The sequence below is a fragment of the Vibrio nomapromontoriensis genome, from assembly GCF_050337205.1.
Classification (GTDB): Bacteria; Pseudomonadota; Gammaproteobacteria; order Enterobacterales; family Vibrionaceae; genus Vibrio; species Vibrio nomapromontoriensis.
Genome location: NZ_JAKJSS010000013.1, coordinates 117,604 through 137,028 on the forward strand (window position 1 = coordinate 117,604; position 19,425 = coordinate 137,028).

Here is a 19,425-nt window from a genome sequence, read left to right on the forward strand (position 1 = left end):
ATAGGGCTTTCGGATTCCCTTCGCCACTTTGCTTATACCGCGAACTCCTCCACACTCCCCTTGAACACATTACCAACCACATAAGGTATACTCTCGCCATAATTTAGAAATTAGTGAGAAGTCACGTGATGTTTGATATCGCACTCTACGAGCCAGAAATCGCTCCTAATACCGGTAATATTATCCGCCTAAGTGCCAATTGTGGTGCTAATTTGCATCTCATCGAGCCGCTAGGGTTCGATCTTGAAGAGAAAAAAGTGAGACGTGCTGGACTGGACTACCATGACTTAGCCCGTGTAAAGCGACACAAAGACTATGCCGCGTTCATTGCCTACTTAGATGAGCATAACCCGGGGCATCGCATCTTTGCCTGTACGACAAAAACGACGGGACATCATACCGATGCTAACTTTAAAAAAGGGGACGTGCTGTTATTTGGTCCAGAAACTCGCGGGTTGCCCGCAGATCTTATCGATAGCCTACCTATGGAACAGCGCATTCGCATCCCAATGATGCCTGATGCACGAAGCCTAAACTTATCCAATGCGGTAGCTATTATCGCTTACGAAGCATGGCGTCAGTTTGATTTTCAAGGTGCAAGCTAATTGCTGACACAAAGGTAACGACTACGCACCACGCTGGTGTTGCCTTTCTTACAGACAATAAAAAACCCAGCTAAAAGCTGGGTTTTCATTACATGACAAATTGAAACCAATCAATTACTTGATTTTAGCTTCTTTGTACATAACGTGCTGGCGAACAACTGGATCAAATTTCTTGATCTCAAATTTACCTGGCATGTTACGCTTGTTTTTGTCAGTAGTGTAGAAGTGACCAGTACCTGCAGAAGATACTAGACGAATTTTCTCACGAATGCCTTTAGCCATTTGCGTAATTCCTCTTAAACGTTCTCGCCACGGGCACGTACGTCAACAAGAACAGCATCGATGCCTTTCTTATCAATGATACGCATACCTTTAGCGGTTAGACGTAGTTTAACAAAGCGTTTTTCGCTTTCTACCCAGAAACGATGAGTTTGTAGGTTCGGCAGAAAACGACGCTTAGTAGCATTTCGTGCGTGTGAACGGTTGTTACCCGTTACAGGACGCTTACCAGTTACTTGGCATACTCGGGACATGAATGTCTCTCCAAATCGTTTCAGCTCGATATCAACCTTGGTGGCCGAACCTCAAATACAAGAGGCCTTACCATTATGGAATACCCATACAAGGCTATCAAAGGTCGCGCATTATACTAACTTGCAATGCATTGCTCAAGACCCGAACAGATCCTTTTTTAGGATTTGTTGATCTTTTTGCTGCGAGCTGGCGTTAGATGATACTTTTAGTGCGCGAATAATAGCAGAAAAATATCAAAACAAAAGACCCGTCTCACAGATATTACAATAAAAAGTTAATTTCATCGCCAATCTGGTCAAATCCAGCCTCTTTCCGCAAATGATACCACTTCCCCCTCTCCCACCACAAAATGGTCTAACACTCTAATATCCACTAAACCCAATGCATCAGATAACCTTCTGGTTATTCGCCGATCGGCTTGGCTAGGCTCAGCAATGCCAGAAGGATGGTTATGAGCAAGTATCACCGCAGCAGCATTATGGGCAAGTGCACGCTTAACCACCTCTCTCGGATACACTGACGCTGCGTTAATGGTCCCCTCAAACATCACTTCATCAGCAATGACGCGATGTTGATTATCCAAAAACAGCACGTAGAAGGCTTCTCGCTGACGATCTCGAAGCATGCTCGTCAAATACTGCTTGGTGTGCTCGGCACTTTGCAGCGCATCGCCACGCTCTATCCGTTCGGACAAATATCGCTTGCTCATTTCCAGCACCGCTTGTAATTGAACATACTTTGCAACGCCCAACCCTTTATGCTGACAAAAATCCTCAGCTGAGGATGAAAAAAGTGCCCGCAATGAACCAAAGCTCTTAATGAGTGAGTCAGATAACTGAATCACATTGGTGCCCTTAATACCGGTTCGTAAAAAGATAGCAAGCAGTTCAGCATCGGTTAACGCTGAACTGCCCTGCTTAAGCAGCTTTTCTCGTGGAAGTGACTCTGGCGGTAACAATTTGAGCCCCATAACTGACACCTATTTATTCTATAAATGAAGATGTCGGTTATTTCCTAATCATCGATAGAAAGATAGTCCGGTGACACCCAGACGCGAGATAGGCGCTATTTCGCTGTAATAATGATGTTTCTTTATACTGAGCGACGCGTGAGAAATGCTTGAAAGTAGCGAGATTCGGACGCATTTGCTATCTTAGCCGCAGCTAAATTTAAGGAGCTAGTTATGCAAACGTTGGCGGGAAAAAAAATACTACTTGGGATCAGTGGCGGTATCGCTGCTTATAAATGTGCCGAGCTGACTCGTCGACTCATTGAACGAGGCGCCCAAGTTCAAGTGGTCATGACAAATGCAGCCAAAGAATTTATTACTCCGCTCACCATGCAAGCTGTCTCTGGTCGCCCTGTTTCTTATAGCTTGCTAGATCCAGCCGCCGAAGCATCAATGGGACATATTGAACTCGCAAAGTGGGCTGACTTGGTTTTATTGGCACCTGCGACCGCCGACCTGATCGCCAGAATGTCTGCAGGCATGGGGAATGATTTACTGACGACTTTAGTCTTGGCGACTGACGCTCCGATTGCCGTCTCTCCTGCTATGAATCAACAGATGTATCTTAATGTCGCGACCCAAGAAAACATCGCGACACTTGCTCGTCGCGATATGATGATTTGGGGCCCAGCCGCGGGTGAACAAGCCTGTGGCGATGTTGGTCCTGGTCGCATGTTGGAGCCAATGCAACTCGTAGAGAAGTGCGAGCAATTCTTTAGCCCTAAACCTTTAGCCGGTAAATCTGTCGTCATTACTGCTGGCCCAACCCGCGAAGCGATTGACCCAGTTCGTTATATTTCCAACCATAGCTCTGGAAAAATGGGATTCGCATTAGCCTCAGCCGCCCAGCAGCTCGGTGCAGACGTCACTCTTATTGCCGGCCCCGTATCAATGACAACGCCACACGGCGTTAAACGTATTAATGTGGTCAGTGCTGAGGATATGCATCAAGCCGCGATGGCACAAGCCACCAGCCACGACGTTTTTATAGGTTGCGCTGCTGTTGCTGACTACCGACCCGTTAATATTGCAACTCAGAAAATCAAGAAGACTGCCGATAATGATGATATGCAAATCACTATGGTGAAAAACCCTGATATCATCGCCGCCGTTGCCGCGTTATCAGTCTCTCGACCATTCACCGTTGGGTTTGCCGCAGAAACTCAAGATGTCGAAGCGTACGCTTTAGATAAGCTCAAACGTAAGAATCTGGATATGATTTGTGCAAATGATGTCTCTGTGGAAGGACAGGGCTTTAATAGCGACACAAATACGATTACCGTGTACTGGAATGGTGGCCAGCAAACGTTAGGCTGCGCAACAAAGCTAGCACTCAGCCATAGCATTATGCTGACAATCGCCGATCAAATGTTGGCTGTGAGCTAGCAAAACACGATTTAGCAAGACACATTAATAGAAGCCCATCCTGACCCCGTAGGTTTATGCCAGGTGCACGCGTGATTTCTACAATCAGATAACGCTTGAGAATTGAACAGAGATTGTTACCTAGCTCAATCATTTAGCATCTAAACCTACGTGGATAAAATGACCTTAGGTACACTATTTAGTCTACTTAAGGTTTTTTGTGATCAATTGGCAAAGCTGTAATCAAAAGGAATAGGATTTATGTCCGTTACGAGAAAGTCGAATAGAAAAGAGGAAATCCTGCAAGCTCTTGCTCAAATGCTAGAGTCAAACGAAGGCACCTCTCGCATCACAACCGCTAAACTTGCCAAGCAAGTGGGTGTGTCTGAAGCGGCACTCTATCGTCATTTTCCAAGCAAAGCTCGTATGTTTGAAGGATTAATTGAGTTCATTGAAGAATCGCTCATGTCTCGTATTAATCGCATTCTAGACGAAGAAAAAGATACCCTTACCCGTATTCAACTTGTTTTACAGCTCATTTTGGTTTTTTCTGAGCGTAACCCAGGACTCAGCCGTATACTTTCCGGTCATGCCCTGATGTTTGAGAATGAACGATTACGCGATCGTATCAATCAGCTCTACGAAAGAATTGAGACATCTTTACGTCAAATCTTGCGTGAGCGCAAAATTCGCGAAGGAAAAAGCTTTCCTGTTGATGATAAGATCCTTGCCGCGCAATTACTTGGTCAAGTTGAAGGCAGCCTGAACCGATTCGTTCGCTCTGATTTTAAGTATTCACCAACAGCAACCTTTGATGAATATTGGGCACTCCTAAAATTGCAACTACAGTAACCCTTATGAAAATAGATAAGAAACCCGATTTCACTCTATCCTTACTGCACCCAAAACATTGGGGTGTCTGGGTTGGATTTGGCTTACTCGCCCTCATCGTCAACGTACTACCATACTCCTTACTGTTTAGGTTAGGTCGTGGTATTGGCAAGTTTGGTATGCGATTTGGGGGCAAACGCGCCGATATCGCTCGTCGTAACCTCGAGTTAGCTTTCCCGGAAAAAACGCCGCAAGAGATGGATAACTTTATTGAAGAGAATTTCAAAAACTCTGGCATGGCGTTAATTGAGACTGGTATCACTTGGTTTTGGCCAACTTGGCGTTTTCAGCGCTTACTCGTCGTCAAGGACATCACCGCTCTCAAACAGCATGACGCTGATAATAAAGGGGTGCTCTTGTGCTGTGTACACGCCCTGAATCTAGAAATTACCGCCCGCGCCTTTGCCGTCTTAGGCCTACCTGGCTATGGGGCTTATCGTCCACACAGCAACCCTGCCTACGAATTCATTCAATATCGTGGACGCACACGCAATGGTAACCAACTAATTTACCGCACCGATTTAAAAAAAATGATCAAGGTTATGCGTCAGGGTCACCGTCTGTTTTATCTTCCAGATCAGGATTATGGCCACAATAAATCGGTTTTTGTGCCTTTTTTCGCGGTGCAAGAGACCTGTACAACAACAGGCACCAGTATATTGGCTCACACCAGTCGCTGCGCGATTGTTCCGGGCTCTGGTTTCCGAAATTCCGATGGCAAGTATGAAATTATTGCTGGTCAATCTATCGAAGATCAGTACCCTCGAAAAGATGATGTCGCTGCCGCAGCCTATATGAATCACTATGTCGAAGAGATCATCTTGCGAGCGCCAGAGCAATGGTTATGGATGCACAAGCGCTTTAAGTCTCTTCCTGATCATTCACTCACTAACTCTCGCTATCTATAGGAGTGCTATGAGCAACCAAAATAATACTGAGAAGCACCTCTATGACCCGCGGTTTCAATGGCCTTTCCTACACCCAAAACATTGGGGAACATGGTTAGGCATTCTGCTCGCGGCGTTTTTAGCGTTTATTCCAGCTAAACCTCGCGACCGCTTTGCTCGCTACCTATCAACGTTCATTGTTAAAAAGAACGGCCGTGTCATACGCCGTGCTCGTATTAACCTAGAGAAGTGCTTTCCGGAAAAGTCGCCGCAAGAAATTCAAGCCATTGTTGATGAAACCTTTGCCAAGGCGGCGCAGTACTTATTGGGTTACTCTGAATTTTTAGTACGCTCGACCAAGCACAACCAAAGCCGTGGAGTGATGATCGGCGAAGAAAACTTACTGCCTCTGCTCGATGCCGGAGAAAACGTCATCATACTGGCGCCACACGCGTGGGCCGTTGATTACCCAGCTGTCATGTTGGCCGCTCAAGGGCATAAAGTCACCACGATTATGAAGCCACAAAACAACCCTATTGGCGACTGGCTCATGCATGTACAGCGCATGCAATATGGCGGCAGAATCTTTGCTCGTAGCGCGGGTGTTAAACCATTCGTGCGCTCTATCAAGGATGGCTACATAGGCTACTGGCTACCTGATGAAGACCATGGCCCTCAAAACTCAGTCTTTGTTCCTTTCTTTGCAACAGAGAAAGCAACGCTAAAAGGATTTGGTAAAATGTCCCGGCTATCACGAGCAAAAGTGGTACCGGTATTACCTGCCTATAACGACAAAACCAGCCAATATGAAGTCCACATCCTTCCGGCAATTGAGGACTTCCCAACGGGTGATGAAGAATCAGATGCTCGCGCCATGAACAAGGCCATTGAAGATCTACTAAGAGAAAGACCAGAACAATATATGTGGAACTTGTATCTACTGGAAACACAAAGAGACGGTTCTAGGATCTACCAATAACAAAAAAGGGCTTATCGTCATCCACGGTAAGCCCTTTTTACTTGTCTCGTCCTATCAAGTGATAGTGCCTTCAAACCCTCTCACCTAACACCCTAGTTCATTCATTTTCGTTCTGGCTGGCAGACCTCACAAAAGAAGGTGTTTCTCTGGCCTATCTTTTGCTCTTTAATCTCCCCGCCACACAGCTTGCAGGGCTCACCAGCTCGACCATACACCAATAATTCTTGGGAAAAATATCCAGGCTTACCATCTGTTTGGGAGAAATCTTTTAGCGTAGTGCCCCCTTGTGCAATGGCCTGGGTGAGTATCGCTTTTATCTCTTTAACAAGTCGTTGCCAATCGGACATGTTTAAACTGTGAGTTGCTGTTAATGGATGGATACCGGCACTAAACAAAGATTCACTTGCATAAATATTACCAACACCGACTACATTCGCATTGGTCATGATAAACGTCTTCACTGCAACACGCTTATTTTTAGCCCGCTCCATCATCCACTGCGCAGAAAAATCATCGGTTAGTGGTTCTGGTCCACAGTTGTCCAAAAGCTCATGAGACTCGCCTGGCGCGCACCATAACCATGCACCAAAACGACGAGGATCGTTATAACGCATGACTTTACCATTGCTTAACACTAAGTCGACATGGTCATGTTTTTCTGGCGGTGGAGGGCTATCAAGAACTCGTAAGCTCCCCGACATCCCCAGATGAATGATAGCGCTACCTTTTGCGGTATCAACCAGCAGATATTTAGCACGTCGGCGAATATTTAAAATCGCTTCACCGTGTAACTGGTGAATCTCTTCTGGGATCATCCAACGTAACTGACGCTTACGAACAACTATTTCTTGAATGGTTTGATTAAGTAAATGTGGGCTAATACCAAGACGGGATACCTCTACTTCTGGCAACTCAGGCATAACTTCCTCTATTTGTTTCTATTGTGCGATGACGTCTCGTAAAGTGGCAAAAGATCACCTTCATCAAAGCTCACCGCGACCCACTCTTGCTGATAAGTGGTCATTAACCAAAACTGGTCGAGTCGATAGGCCGTGACACGTTGTGGTTCCTCTGCCTCTTGATACCACACTTCAATGGTTATTGGGTTTTCAAGGGCAGGTTTCAGGCTATGCAAAGTAGGTTCATCCACAACCGTACCACGGATCCCTTGCCAATTCTGCGCCAACTGATTTGCCTGTTCATTAAAACGCTCTGGAATCGCGAGCCAATTAACTCGCTCTACCGAAGAGGAACTATCCTCTAAATAGAGCTGCAGCCCCGCCGCGTTTATTTCGATTACGTGATCATTAGGATTTAAAATTATCCCGGGCGACCCCTGCAGTTGAGCGGAGGCTTGGGGTTGTGGGGAAATAAGATACTGCTTAATAAGCGTTGGTGCGGCCATGACTCCCATAAAGAGAGAAATGGCGACAATCAAAACGTTATTCCAACGTCGCCGAGTCAGTTTAAAGCGAGTTAACATAGCCCGTTAGTTCAACTTGTTTCTATCGTTGTCATCTTTACGCTCGAATTCACCTTCAAACGTATTGCTATCTTGCCCTTGGCCATCAAATGGACCACGCTGAAACGGGTCATGGGACTGAAATCCACCTTGAGAGCCGTGGCCTTGATGGAAACCACCTTGCATGGTGTTAACCACTACTTTGCTCATCAAGTATTTTGCAATGGCGGCACGAGGAGCCGGTAATAGCACCAACATTCCCATCGCATCCGTCATGAAGCCGGGCGTCAGTAACAGCACACCAGACACAGCAAGCATAACGCCTTCCACGATTTGCTGGGCTGGCATTTCACCTTTCTGAAGGCGCGTTTGTACCGACATCAAAGTTTGTAGTCCTTGGCTACGAACTAATGTTGCCCCAACAAAAGCCGTAATTAGGACTAGTCCAATGGTCGGCCATAGCCCTAAAAAGCCACCCACTTGAATAAACAAGCCAATTTCAATAATTGGCACACAAATAAAGAGTAATAATAATATCGGAAACACAGTGTCCTCCTTGGTTTGCTGTCAGTTTACGCCCACATTGAAGCAAACCACAAATAATTCGCTCACATTGCTTGGCATTAACAAAGAAATAGTTTTTCAGGATATGTCCCACAACGTAAGCAACGAATTATTTGATGCGCATCTCATCCCACATCAATCGATAAGATTTCTGCAATAATTAGGTTAAAAAGGTGATCTAGCTACTATTTTTATGTGCCACTTTAAGTAATATGTTTCCTATAAATCAGGACGTAATAACTAGCCAATTATTCTGGCGAATGGATTCTTTAAAACAGATATGGCAAAGACCCTGTAATCTAAGCAGAACAATTATCTAAGGATCCAAGTATGGCTACTTCCACCCTCGCTCCAAACACAGCGGCTAAAGCCACTCGCATCGAAGAAGATCTATTAGGTCAACGTCATGTTCCAGCGGATGCTTATTACGGCATTCATACTCTACGCGCGATTGAAAACTTCAATATCTCTAATGCAACTATCTCTGACGTGCCTGATTTTGTGCGCGGCATGGTCATGACGAAAAAGGCAGCAACACTGGCTAACCGCGAGCTAGGTGTCCTACCTAAAGATGTGGCGCAGTACATTATTCAAGCCTGTGACGTGATCTTAGAAACAGGTAAATGCATGGATCAATTCCCGTCGGATGTTTTCCAAGGTGGTGCGGGTACGTCTGTTAACATGAACACCAATGAAGTGATTGCTAACGTTGCCCTTGAATTAATGGGCAAGGAAAAAGGCCAATACGAATTCATTAACCCTAACGACCACGTAAACAAAAGTCAGTCAACCAACTGCGCCTATCCAACAGGCTTCCGTATCGCGGTCTTTAACAGCGTAAAAAAACTCATGGACTCAATCGAATACCTAAAAGGGGCATTCGAATCTAAGAGCCAAGAGTTCTCTGGTATCTTAAAAATGGGTCGTACTCAACTACAAGATGCTGTACCGATGACGGTGGGCCAAGAGTTCCACGCCTGGGCGGTGACGCTTAACGAAGAAATTAAAAATCTTGACTATACCTCTAAGCTTTTACTCGAGGTCAACCTTGGCGCAACCGCAATTGGCACTGGCCTTAACGCAGCACCTGGTTATCAAGAATTAGCCGTTAAGCACCTATCCAGCGTTACCGGACTTGAGTGTGTACCTGCAGAAGATTTGATTGAAGCAACGTCAGATTGTGGTGCCTACGTAATGACGCACAGCGCCCTAAAACGCTTAGCTGTTAAGCTATCTAAAATCTGTAATGATCTTCGTCTGCTCTCTTCTGGCCCTCGCTCAGGCTTAAACGAGTTAAACCTACCAGAGCTGCAGGCTGGTTCATCCATCATGCCAGCAAAAGTAAACCCGGTAGTTCCAGAGGTTGTAAACCAAGTGTGCTTTAAAGTCCTTGGTAATGACAATACCATTTCGTTTGCTGCTGAAGGTGGACAACTGCAACTCAACGTGATGGAACCAGTCATTGCACAGAGCATGTTTGAATCCTTAGAGATCCTAAAAAATGCCTGTGTAAACTTACGAGACAAGTGTGTTGATGGCATCACCGTGAATAAAGAAGTCTGCGAAAGTTATGTTTATAACTCAATTGGTATCGTGACTTACCTAAACCCGTACATCGGTCACCACGAGGGCGATATTGTAGGCAAAATCTGCGCAGAAACCGGCAAAAGTGTTAAAGAGGTGGTACTTGAGCGTGGTCTTCTATCGGAAGAAGAGCTTGATGATATTTTCTCGGTAGACAACCTGATGAAACCTCAGTATAAAGCCAAGCGCTACGAATAACGTTTACTTAAGGCTCCCTATCGGGGGCCTTTTTACTGGTTATTACGAACACATCGCATTCAATAATGCAGATTTAACGCAAAACAACCGTTCGCTTTCCGTCTATGCTTGTTGGGATTGATTAAGCGAACGATAACTCGAGGAATTACTATGGTTGCTATAGAACTCGCCGTCGTACTACTGTTCATTTATTTGGGCGCACGTATCGGCGGTATTGGTATTGGTTTAGCAGGGGGCGCTGGTGTCATCGCTCTTTCTCTCATTTTAGGTGTCCCTACAAGCCAATCATACATCCCTGTTGATGTTATCTTGATCATCATGTCTGTTATTACCGCAATCGCGGCTATGCAAGTTGCCGGCGGTATGGACTGGTTAGTACAAATTGCAGAAAACTTCTTACGAAAACACCCCGAGCGTATTACTTTTTACGCTCCCATCGTCACTTTCCTCATGACACTTCTCGCGGGTACTGGTCACACTGCTTTCTCCACATTACCTGTTATCGCTGAGGTAGCAAAAGGCCAAGGTGTTCGTCCTTCTCGCCCGCTGTCAATTGCCGTTGTTGCGTCGCAAATCGCCATCACCGCTTCGCCTATCTCTGCCGCAGTGGTAGCGTTTGCCGCCATGCTGGCACCAATGGGCGTCGATTACCTAACGCTACTTGCGGTTTGTATTCCAACAACTTTCATCGCCTGTATGGTTGGTGCGTTTGTTGCCAACTTTATGGGCAGTGAACTAAAAGATGATCCGGTTTATCAAGAACGTCTTGCTCAGGGTTTGATTAAGCTCAACACTACCCAAAAGCGCGATATTCTGCCGACAGCAAAGACGGCTACCTATATTTTCTTAGCAGCAATCATATTTGTGGTTTGTTATGCCGCGGCTATCTCCGGCTCAGTAGGTTTGATTGAAAATCCAGCACTAGGCCGTAATGAAGCAATTATGACCATCATGTTGGCTGCCGCTGGCGCTATCACGCTTTTTACAAAGATCGATGCTTCACAAATTCCTGCGGCGGCGACATTCCGTTCAGGTATGACAGCGTGCGTTTGTGTGTTAGGTGTCGCGTGGTTAGGTTCAACATTCGTCAATGCCCATGTCGATGAAATTAAAGACTTTGCAGGAGCCTTATTACAAGACTACCCATGGATGCTAGCGCTAGTCTTATTCTTTGCTTCCATGCTGCTTTACTCTCAAGGTGCAACAACCGTCGCGTTGATGCCAGCAGCACTCGCGATTGGTGTTGCTCCGCTTACCGCCGTAGCTTCTTTTGCTGCGGTGAGCGCACTATTTGTATTGCCAACCTACCCTACGCTGCTGGCTGCGGTAGAAATGGATGACACGGGCTCTACACGTATTGGTCAATACGTATTTAACCACCCGTTTTTCATCCCAGGTGTTGCGACGATTAGTACAGCCGTCGCACTTGGGTTTGCTTTTGGTGGTCTACTCATAGGCTAAGCACGACCTACATAGCCTCCATTTAAAAGAGCAACGCATTACGTTGCTCTTTTTTTATCCTTCCTTGAAACAAAACTTCCTATCTGCCTGTCTTAGGTTAAGATAACTTTCGGTAATTTTCGATAACTCAAACGTGAACTCACAAGTAACGCCTTATGATAAGAATATTCGTTAAGCTCGTATTGCTCTCTCTGATGACCTTCTCATGGTCAAGCTTTGCACAATTTGGACAAGGATCCGATTTAGCCTTTACGCCTAAATCTAGCAATACCTTTGTCCCAGTAGATGAGGCATTTCCACTTAATTATTATCAACAAGGACAGCGCGTTTTTATCGACTGGCAGGTCAAAGACGACTATTACCTATATCAAGATAGAATCCTTATCAGTGGTGATAATATCACCATTGGCGCCATTGAAATGGAAGATGGCACCCCCTACCAAGATGAGTTTTTTGGCAACGTTAACATTTACACTGAACCGCTATTTATTCAGGTACCGCTGGAGTCATATCAACCCGATGGCAAACTGATTGTTCAATACCAAGGTTGTGCCAAAGCAGGCTTTTGCTACCCTCCGGAAACTCGTATCATTGATATTGCCCCGTTTACCTTCGATGATGCCGCTACGACAACAAGCTCCGCTCAAGTAATCAATGATACACCCGCAGAGTCCGCAATACCTGCGCCAGCATTAGACAATGATCTAACCAGTAAACTCTCACAGGTCTGGTGGACACCAGCACTGTTTTTATTACTCGGTGTTGGACTCGCGTTTACTCCCTGCGTACTCCCCATGTATCCGATACTGACCAGTATTGTATTAGGTGGAGGGAAACGTACTCAAAAACAAGCGCTCGGTCTTTCTTTTGTCTACGTTCAAGGCATGGCGCTTACCTATACCTTGCTTGGCTTAGTCGTCGCTTCGGCTGGCATGCAATTTCAAGCAGCGATGCAGCACCCTTATGTCCTAATTGGCCTTAGTGTGCTCTTTGTCGCGCTCGCGCTCTCGATGTTCGGCCTATATACCATACAGTTACCATCTAAAGTTCAAACGTGGTTAAACGGCCTGAGTAATCAACAGCAGGGAGGCAATCTACTCGGTGTGTTCTTAATGGGCGCCATCTCAGGGCTCGTCTGTTCGCCTTGCACAACCGCCCCTCTTTCTGGTGCTTTACTTTACGTCGCACAAAGTGGTGATCTTCTGGTGGGTGGTATTGCTTTATATGCGCTGGCACTCGGGATGGGTATCCCGCTTATTGCCGCTGCCGTCTTTGGTAACAAGCTACTGCCTAAAGCGGGCGGATGGATGGACCGCGTGAAAGTGTTGTTTGGTTTTGTATTACTCGCGGCACCTATTTTCTTACTTGAACGAATTCTACCAGAGCTGTGGGCAACCCTACTTTGGTCTGGTTTAGGGGTAGTCGCATTTGGCTGGCTATATCATCAAAAAAATAGCCTCACTTTTGGTGGCTGGAAGCAAAGCTTTGTCGGTATTGTCGCGATCCTCGGCCTGTTCGCCTCTGCTCAACCCGCCTTACAATATTGGTTTGGTGACGCAGTCCAGAATGAAGCACAGATTACCTTTACACGCGTCAATAATATCAACGAGCTCAATCAAGCACTCGAACAAGCAAAGCTCGCGGGTAAACCTGTCATGCTCGATTTCTATGCAGATTGGTGCGTCGCGTGTAAAGAGTTTGAAAAGTACACCTTCCACGATCCTGCCGTTGAGTCGGTATTAGATGACTTTGTGCTACTGCAAGCGGATGTCACCAAAAACCAACCTCAAGATATTGAACTGCTCAAAGCCATGAATGTTTTAGGGCTACCGACGATTGAATTTTGGGACGCTCAAGGGCAAGCGCAACCCAATGCAAGGTTGACAGGGTTTGTACCAGCTGAAGATTTCTTGCAACACCTGAGAAAAAACCAACTAACTCGGTAAAAAATTCGATTCTCATCAGAGTTTTGCATTGAGATAATTGTTTGCTAGCGCAAGAGAATCAATAATAGTATTAACATTTTTTTAAAAAGTTGAGATAGCATGGAACCGACGTACACCATCATTATCGCTGACGATCATCCGCTGTTTAGAAACGCGCTTTTTCAATCAGTACATATGGCGATAAGTGGTGCCAACCTATTAGAAGCGGATTCATTGTCTTCTCTACTTAGTTTGCTTGAAAAAAGCGAAGAGCCAGATTTGATTTTGCTTGATTTAAAAATGCCGGGCGCAAATGGCATGTCGGGACTGATTCAACTTAGAGCAGACCACCCAGATATCCCCATCGTGGTTATTTCAGCAAGCGAAGAAGCCAGCATTGTTTCTCAGGTAAAAATGCATGGCGCTTTTGGCTTTATCCCTAAATCAAGCGATATGAAAGTTCTCATCGGTGCTCTAAATCAAGTGCTTGAAGGCGAACCCTACTTCCCTATCGAGTTAATGTCTGAGGACTCCGCTTACAATGACCTCGCAGAAAAAATTGCCACACTGACACCGCAACAATACAAGGTGCTAGGCATGTTGTCTGATGGGTTGCTAAATAAGCAAATTGCCTATGACTTGAATGTCTCGGAGGCCACTATTAAAGCGCATATGACGGCAATTTTTAGAAAACTTGGCGTAAAGAATCGAACCCAAGCGGTCATTTTACTCAATGAGGCGAGCGAATAAAGCCCCCCCAAGCAATCCTTATGATTGCTTGGGGGGGCTTTATTCTATACCCATCGTTGTAGTATTAAGGCGCGATAGTGCTATTCACGCCATTCACGCCATATCGCTACTCATCCGGGGCCTCTGGCAAACAAAGCCCTAGTTTCGTCACTTCATTCTCGTCAATGGCGGCAACAACCCATTGCAGTCCGTGCCATTCAAAGCTATCCCCTAAGACAGGCTGAGCACCCAGCTCTTTTTCAACCAAACTTTTGAGAGTCATATCCGCATCGACATCCTCAAACTCAAGGCCATAAAACGTCGAAACATCAGACAGCTTCGCTGTGGCATCAAGGAAAAAGTCACCAAAGAATCGAGCAAGATTTTCATCTTCTGGGGCCTCACTAAACAATAAACTCAATGCATCTAAATTTTGATCTTGCGCTAATACACATAAAGTATCACTCGCTCGCAACTCTGTGCTTCCCGACGGGTGCAACAACTGATTATCTCGAAATAATGCTGCAATTCGGGTTCCTTCTGGCATTTTTAATTTACGTAGCGGCTCGCCGACACACCATTTTTCTGGTTTCAGTTTGTAGATGAACATCTCCCACTCGCTGGCGGGAAATATTTCCACGCCAGAGCGAGAAATAGGCTCTGGTTTAGGAGGGAGCTCAACTTTGGCTAACGCCGCCGCTTTCATTAACGTACCTCCTTGCACCACCAATGACACCAGTACGACGAAGAAGGCAATATTGAAATACAGCTGAGCATTAGGTAAACCCGCCATCATCGGATACACAGCCAAAATGATGGGAACCGCACCACGTAAGCCTATCCAAGAAATAAACCACTTTTCACGAGCACCGAAACTCTTAAACAGAGATAAACCTAGCCACACGGAAATTGGCCGGGCAAAGAAGATCATACCAAAGGCTAAGGCAAAACCCGGCACCATAATGTCGACCAGGCTCGACGGCGTCACTAATAGACCCAACACCACAAACATCACAATCTGACTTAGCCAAGTCATACCATCCAGTACACTAAGTATTGAATGACGCGAACGTGTCGGCTTATTGCCCAGCAATAGCCCAACAAGATAGATAGATAAAATACCACTGCCACCAAGATGATTGGCTAACGCCAATAACGCCACACCACCACTAATCACCAGTATTGAATATAATCCTTCGTGCAATTGCGTACGGTTAACAAGCTTCCACAGTAACCACCCTCCAGCTAAACCAACAATAATTCCAATACCAAATTGCATCAGAAAGCTTTTGATAAGGAAGGTCGCGCCCAAATCCATACCAGAGCTACCAAGCACAGCAATAAGCGTGACGGTTAAGAATACCGCCATGGGATCGTTAGTTCCGGATTCAATTTCTAGTGTTGCTCCAACACGCTCATTGAGCTGGCGTCCTTTTAATAAAGAAAACACAGCGGCTGCGTCGGTAGAGCCCACAATAGCCCCCACCAAAATGCCTTGCAGTAATTCTAAGTCAAACAGCCACATGGCCATTAAGCCGGTCAGCGTTGTGGTACAAGCAACGCCCAGTGTTGCCATAGTGATTGAAGGCCAAAAAGCGACTCGAAAGCTGGCCACGCGTGTACGCATGCCACCATCAAGCAAAATAACCGCTAACGCTAGGTTACTCACTAAATAAGTAATGGAATAATCATCAAAATAGATGCCCCCTGGGCCATCTTCTCCCGCCAACATACCGACACCTAAAAACATCACTAGGATAGGCACGCCCAGCTTTGCGGATACCTGACTAAACAGCACACTTAATGCGACAAGTACTGCTCCAGTCAAAAACAGGCCGTTAATTGAATCTGCGTCCACTCATTACTCTCCGTGATTTCTGTAACCCATTACTAACATGACGATTAAAACATACTTGTGGGCTATCAACTCAGCTAATTTACTAAGCACATGTGTATTAATGTGTACTTAATTTCACTCTCGCGGCTTGTTGATACCATTAAATATTAGACCTTTGGCTAATTTAACAGCAATTTAACATCACACTTTTGGCAAGCATCCCACTCAACACCTTGTTATTAATGCATTTCACCCGACTCCCCGCTCGACTAAAGTTGCACAGAGTTCTTGCTACGACCCTGCTACCTTATTAAACGTAACATAACGTTAACACCACTTAATAAGGAGATAGCCATGGCGTTCGAATCATCGGAACATGCGCAAGCCTACTGGAAGGAAAACTTGGGAATCATGGGGACACTGCTCGCCATCTGGTTCGTTGTATCTTACGGCGCAGGCATTCTATTTGTTGATGCCCTTAATACCATTCAATTTGGCGGTTTCAAGCTAGGATTTTGGTTTGCTCAACAAGGTTCGATATACACCTTCGTGGCGCTGATATTTATTTACGTTGCTCGCATGAATGCGCTCGACAAAAAATACAACGTACAGGAAGACTAGAGGCTAGAACATGGATATTCAAACTTGGACGTTTATTCTCGTCGGTATTACATTCGCACTGTATATCGGTATCGCAATCTGGGCTCGAGCAGGCTCGACCAGTGAATTTTACGTGGCTGGTGGTGGTGTTCACCCCGTCGCAAATGGTATGGCTACCGCAGCAGACTGGATGTCTGCAGCATCGTTCATTTCTATGGCAGGTATCATCTCATTCGTTGGCTACGACGGTGCGGTTTACTTAATGGGTTGGACTGGTGGTTATGTACTACTCGCACTATGTTTAGCACCTTACTTACGTAAATTCGGTCAGTTTACCGTTCCTGATTTCATCGGTGAGCGTTACTACTCGAAAACAGCTCGTATGGTAGCGGTATTTTGTGCCATCTTCGTTTCATTTACCTATGTAGCAGGTCAAATGCGTGGTGTGGGCGTCGTCTTCTCCCGCTTCCTAGAAGTTGACATTAACTTAGGCATCATCATTGGTATGGGCATTGTGTTCTTCTATGCCGTCCTGGGTGGTATGAAAGGCATCACTTATACGCAGGTTGCTCAATTCTGTGTCCTCATTTTCGCCTTCCTAGTACCAGCAATCTTTACCTCTATTATGATGACAGGTAACCCGTTACCACAAGTAGGTATGGGGTCGACCATCTCAGGCACGGACGTTTACTTACTCGATAAACTCGATGGCTTAACCGAAGAGCTCGGATTCACCGCCTATACCGAAGGTAACAAGAGCATGGTCGATGTCTTCTTCATCTGTGCAGCTCTAATGGTCGGTACTGCGGGTCTGCCACATGTAATCATTCGTTTCTTCACTGTACCTCGTGTACGTGATGCACGTATCTCAGCAGGTTGGGCACTACTGTTCATCTCTTTGCTTTACACAACAGCGCCAGGTGTTGCTGCTTTTGCTCGTGTTAATATGATTGAGACCATTAACGGCCCTGATATGAAAGGGGTACCCGCAGCAGAAGCACCAAGCTGGTACAAAAACTGGGAAAGCACTGGCCTAGTAGGCTGGGAAGATAAGAACGGCGATGGCAAAATGTTCTACTCGGGCGATGAACGCAACGAAATGAAGATTAACCGTGACATCATCGTACTGGCTTCTCCTGAGCTAGCGAAACTACCAAACTGGGTTGTTGCACTACTTGCAGCTGGTGGTCTAGCAGCCGCACTATCAACAGCCGCTGGTCTACTATTGGTCATCTCAACGTCGATTTCACATGACTTGTTGAAGAAAGGCTTCAGACCAAATATGACCGACAAGCAGGAGCTATTAGCTGCTCGTCTAGCCGCCATGGTCGCGATTGTCGGTGCAGGTTACTTAGGTATTAATCCACCAGGCTTTGTAGCACAGGTAGTAGCGTTTGCCTTCGGCTTAGCCGCAGCATCCTTCTTCCCTGCCATCATCCTAGGTATCTTCTACAAGAAGATGAACAAGGAAGGCGCAATTGCAGGTATGTTGTCAGGTATTGCCTTCACAGCAAGCTACATCATTTACTTCAAGTTCATTAACCCAGCAGCAAGCACACCAGAAAACTGGTGGTTTGGTATCAGCCCAGAAGGCATCGGTACGCTGGGTATGTGTCTAAACTTTGTTGTCTCTATCGTAGTGAACAAGTTTACTGCTGAAGTACCTGAAGATGTACAAGAAATGGTTGAGTCTATCCGCTACCCGAAAGGTGCTGGTGAGGCACACGACCACTAATAACAACGTTTATTCGTTGGCTAAAGAAGAAAAGACCAATGCGTTCGCATTGGTCTTTTTTACGCGACTCGCAGGCAGTCACCTAAACGGTAAGTAAGCCGCTATGAGCGCTCTTTATACGAATACTCAACATCGATAATCGCTCGGTACTTAATTTCACCGCGATTTTCTGCATATTCCTGCACGGTGACCTGCGCATCGTCAACTTGGACACTGTTTCGCAATAAATCGCCTTCATGCACTCTCAACTTATAAACTAAATCCGTCGAAGGCATCGCTTTCAAATCATTAACCATCTGAAAGCCTGCATCATAAGCTTGCTGTTTAGTGCTAAAGCCTTCTGAATGTAAGTCGACATCACCAACCAGTGATGTTGTGGTCGCCATTGCTGTAGATGATAGAACCAAAGACGCGGTAATTAATGCTAGTTTATTCATGATGACACCTCATTACTTACTAAATTCTCATTAGAGATAAAGATAGTGCGTCAAATAAAAGTTCGTATTCTCGTTAAGTTTGGTGATATTGAGAATAAACCTGTTTTTGCCACCCTATTATATTGCCTTTTCCTAAGATAAGACCTGAACAGTACTAACTATCTTTCGCGTCATATTGATAACTGACATTCACCTGAGCGCGATACTTTATAGTTCCTTGTTTTTCGGAGAATTCTTGAACTGATATTTCAGTGTTTTTTAATTCAACATCTTGGATGTTGTCACTGTGAGCATTCAGCTTGAATTGATGCGCCAAGGCACCACTGGACATCTCATTAAGTTCATCAACCAACTGGTAGCCAGCCTCATAGGCTTTCTGCTTGCTGGAAAATGCTTCGGTTTCCAACTTGCTATTACCAATATCGCTTCCTGCGAATACACTTCCAGACATAAGCGCAACACACGCTACAACTAATCGTTTTTTCATATATTCACCTTTTCTAACTGACGTGTTTGAAGAGGACTCTAGCGTAACTCACCTGATGTAAAGCGTCTGTCAAGCTATGTAAAGGAAGCGTTATATAAGGTAAAGCAATGGAAAACTTAACAACACAATCATGACA

At 45.5% G+C, this 19,425-nt stretch carries 20 protein-coding genes; 11 read left to right on the forward strand and 9 right to left on the reverse strand.

Annotated elements, in window-relative coordinates:
• Positions 1–128 precede the first annotated feature (128 nt).
• Positions 129–605 carry a tRNA (cytidine(34)-2'-O)-methyltransferase gene (locus L4D05_RS17430; protein WP_428754114.1) on the forward strand — a complete coding sequence of 159 codons (477 nt, stop codon included), beginning with the start codon at positions 129–131 and terminating at the stop codon, positions 603–605.
• A 114-nt stretch (positions 606–719) separates the two neighbouring features.
• Here L4D05_RS17430 and rpmG read toward each other — a convergent pair whose 3' ends face one another.
• From rpmG to radC, 3 genes are all read right to left on the reverse strand, one after another.
• Positions 720–887 carry a 50S ribosomal protein L33 gene (rpmG, locus tag L4D05_RS17435; protein ID WP_002535344.1) on the reverse strand — a complete coding sequence of 56 codons (168 nt, stop codon included), beginning with the start codon at positions 885–887 and terminating at the stop codon, positions 720–722.
• A 14-nt stretch (positions 888–901) separates the two neighbouring features.
• Positions 902–1,138: a 50S ribosomal protein L28 gene (gene rpmB / locus L4D05_RS17440; RefSeq protein ID WP_076589033.1), complete on the reverse strand. Its 237-nt coding sequence runs from the start codon at positions 1,136–1,138 to the stop codon at positions 902–904.
• A gap of 296 nt (positions 1,139–1,434) precedes the next feature.
• Positions 1,435–2,109, reverse strand: coding sequence for a RadC family protein (gene radC / locus L4D05_RS17445; RefSeq protein WP_428754115.1), 675 nt, complete (start codon positions 2,107–2,109; stop codon positions 1,435–1,437).
• A 213-nt stretch (positions 2,110–2,322) separates the two neighbouring features.
• Here radC and coaBC point away from each other — a divergent pair, with 213 nt between their 5' ends.
• From coaBC to lpxM, 4 genes are all read left to right on the forward strand, one after another.
• Positions 2,323–3,534, forward strand: a complete 1,212-nt coding sequence (coaBC, locus tag L4D05_RS17450) for a bifunctional phosphopantothenoylcysteine decarboxylase/phosphopantothenate--cysteine ligase CoaBC (protein ID WP_428754116.1) — start codon at positions 2,323–2,325, stop codon at positions 3,532–3,534.
• A gap of 240 nt (positions 3,535–3,774) precedes the next feature.
• Positions 3,775–4,365 (forward strand): nucleoid occlusion factor SlmA, encoded by a 591-nt coding sequence (gene slmA / locus L4D05_RS17455; protein WP_250618704.1) that lies wholly within the window; start codon positions 3,775–3,777, stop codon positions 4,363–4,365.
• 5 nt (positions 4,366–4,370) lie between these two features.
• Entirely contained in the window at positions 4,371–5,312 is a 942-nt protein-coding gene (lpxL, locus tag L4D05_RS17460; protein WP_428794769.1) for an LpxL/LpxP family Kdo(2)-lipid IV(A) lauroyl/palmitoleoyl acyltransferase, read from the forward strand.
• Positions 5,313–5,319: 7 nt separating this feature from the next.
• Positions 5,320–6,270: a lauroyl-Kdo(2)-lipid IV(A) myristoyltransferase gene (lpxM, locus tag L4D05_RS17465; RefSeq protein ID WP_428794770.1), complete on the forward strand. Its 951-nt coding sequence runs from the start codon at positions 5,320–5,322 to the stop codon at positions 6,268–6,270.
• 101 nt (positions 6,271–6,371) lie between these two features.
• Here the strand turns inward: lpxM and mutM are convergent, their stop codons facing one another.
• From mutM to L4D05_RS17480, 3 genes are read right to left on the reverse strand one after another with little or no spacing between them, the layout of a single operon-like run.
• On the reverse strand, positions 6,372–7,190 hold the full coding sequence (gene mutM, locus L4D05_RS17470) for a bifunctional DNA-formamidopyrimidine glycosylase/DNA-(apurinic or apyrimidinic site) lyase (RefSeq protein ID WP_428794771.1): 819 nt from the start codon (positions 7,188–7,190) through the stop codon (positions 6,372–6,374).
• A gap of 8 nt (positions 7,191–7,198) precedes the next feature.
• Positions 7,199–7,753 carry a hypothetical protein gene (locus L4D05_RS17475; RefSeq protein WP_428794772.1) on the reverse strand — a complete coding sequence of 185 codons (555 nt, stop codon included), beginning with the start codon at positions 7,751–7,753 and terminating at the stop codon, positions 7,199–7,201.
• 6 nt (positions 7,754–7,759) lie between these two features.
• A complete protein-coding gene (locus L4D05_RS17480; protein WP_265674673.1) occupies positions 7,760–8,278 on the reverse strand; it encodes an FxsA family protein in 519 nt (172 codons plus the stop codon).
• Positions 8,279–8,626: 348 nt separating this feature from the next.
• Here L4D05_RS17480 and aspA point away from each other — a divergent pair, with 348 nt between their 5' ends.
• The 4 genes from aspA (at position 8,627) to L4D05_RS17500 (ending at position 14,214) form a co-directional block, all read left to right on the forward strand.
• A complete protein-coding gene (gene aspA / locus L4D05_RS17485; RefSeq protein ID WP_265674672.1) occupies positions 8,627–10,078 on the forward strand; it encodes an aspartate ammonia-lyase in 1,452 nt (483 codons plus the stop codon).
• Positions 10,079–10,228: 150 nt separating this feature from the next.
• Entirely contained in the window at positions 10,229–11,539 is a 1,311-nt protein-coding gene (locus L4D05_RS17490; RefSeq protein WP_265674670.1) for an anaerobic C4-dicarboxylate transporter, read from the forward strand.
• A gap of 158 nt (positions 11,540–11,697) precedes the next feature.
• The gene (locus L4D05_RS17495) at positions 11,698–13,485 is read left to right on the forward strand and encodes a protein-disulfide reductase DsbD (RefSeq protein WP_428794798.1); all 1,788 of its coding nucleotides are present in this window, start codon (positions 11,698–11,700) and stop codon (positions 13,483–13,485) included.
• A 99-nt stretch (positions 13,486–13,584) separates the two neighbouring features.
• On the forward strand, positions 13,585–14,214 hold the full coding sequence (locus tag L4D05_RS17500; protein ID WP_428794773.1) for a response regulator: 630 nt from the start codon (positions 13,585–13,587) through the stop codon (positions 14,212–14,214).
• A gap of 106 nt (positions 14,215–14,320) precedes the next feature.
• Here L4D05_RS17500 and L4D05_RS17505 read toward each other — a convergent pair whose 3' ends face one another.
• Positions 14,321–16,051 carry a potassium/proton antiporter gene (locus L4D05_RS17505; RefSeq protein WP_428794774.1) on the reverse strand — a complete coding sequence of 577 codons (1,731 nt, stop codon included), beginning with the start codon at positions 16,049–16,051 and terminating at the stop codon, positions 14,321–14,323.
• A gap of 333 nt (positions 16,052–16,384) precedes the next feature.
• On the opposite strand from L4D05_RS17505, the gene L4D05_RS17510 reads away from it, so the two are divergent.
• Entirely contained in the window at positions 16,385–16,651 is a 267-nt protein-coding gene (locus L4D05_RS17510) for a DUF4212 domain-containing protein (protein WP_250618715.1), read from the forward strand.
• A gap of 10 nt (positions 16,652–16,661) precedes the next feature.
• Entirely contained in the window at positions 16,662–18,365 is a 1,704-nt protein-coding gene (locus L4D05_RS17515; protein ID WP_428754126.1) for a sodium:solute symporter family protein, read from the forward strand.
• A 101-nt stretch (positions 18,366–18,466) separates the two neighbouring features.
• On the opposite strand, the gene L4D05_RS17520 is transcribed toward L4D05_RS17515, so the two are convergent.
• Together L4D05_RS17520 and L4D05_RS17525 are read right to left on the reverse strand one after the other, a co-directional pair.
• Positions 18,467–18,802, reverse strand: a complete 336-nt coding sequence (locus L4D05_RS17520) for a DUF3316 domain-containing protein (RefSeq protein ID WP_428754128.1) — start codon at positions 18,800–18,802, stop codon at positions 18,467–18,469.
• Positions 18,803–18,956: 154 nt separating this feature from the next.
• Positions 18,957–19,289: a DUF3316 domain-containing protein gene (locus L4D05_RS17525; RefSeq protein ID WP_428754129.1), complete on the reverse strand. Its 333-nt coding sequence runs from the start codon at positions 19,287–19,289 to the stop codon at positions 18,957–18,959.
• Between the last annotated feature and the right edge of the window lie 136 nt (positions 19,290–19,425).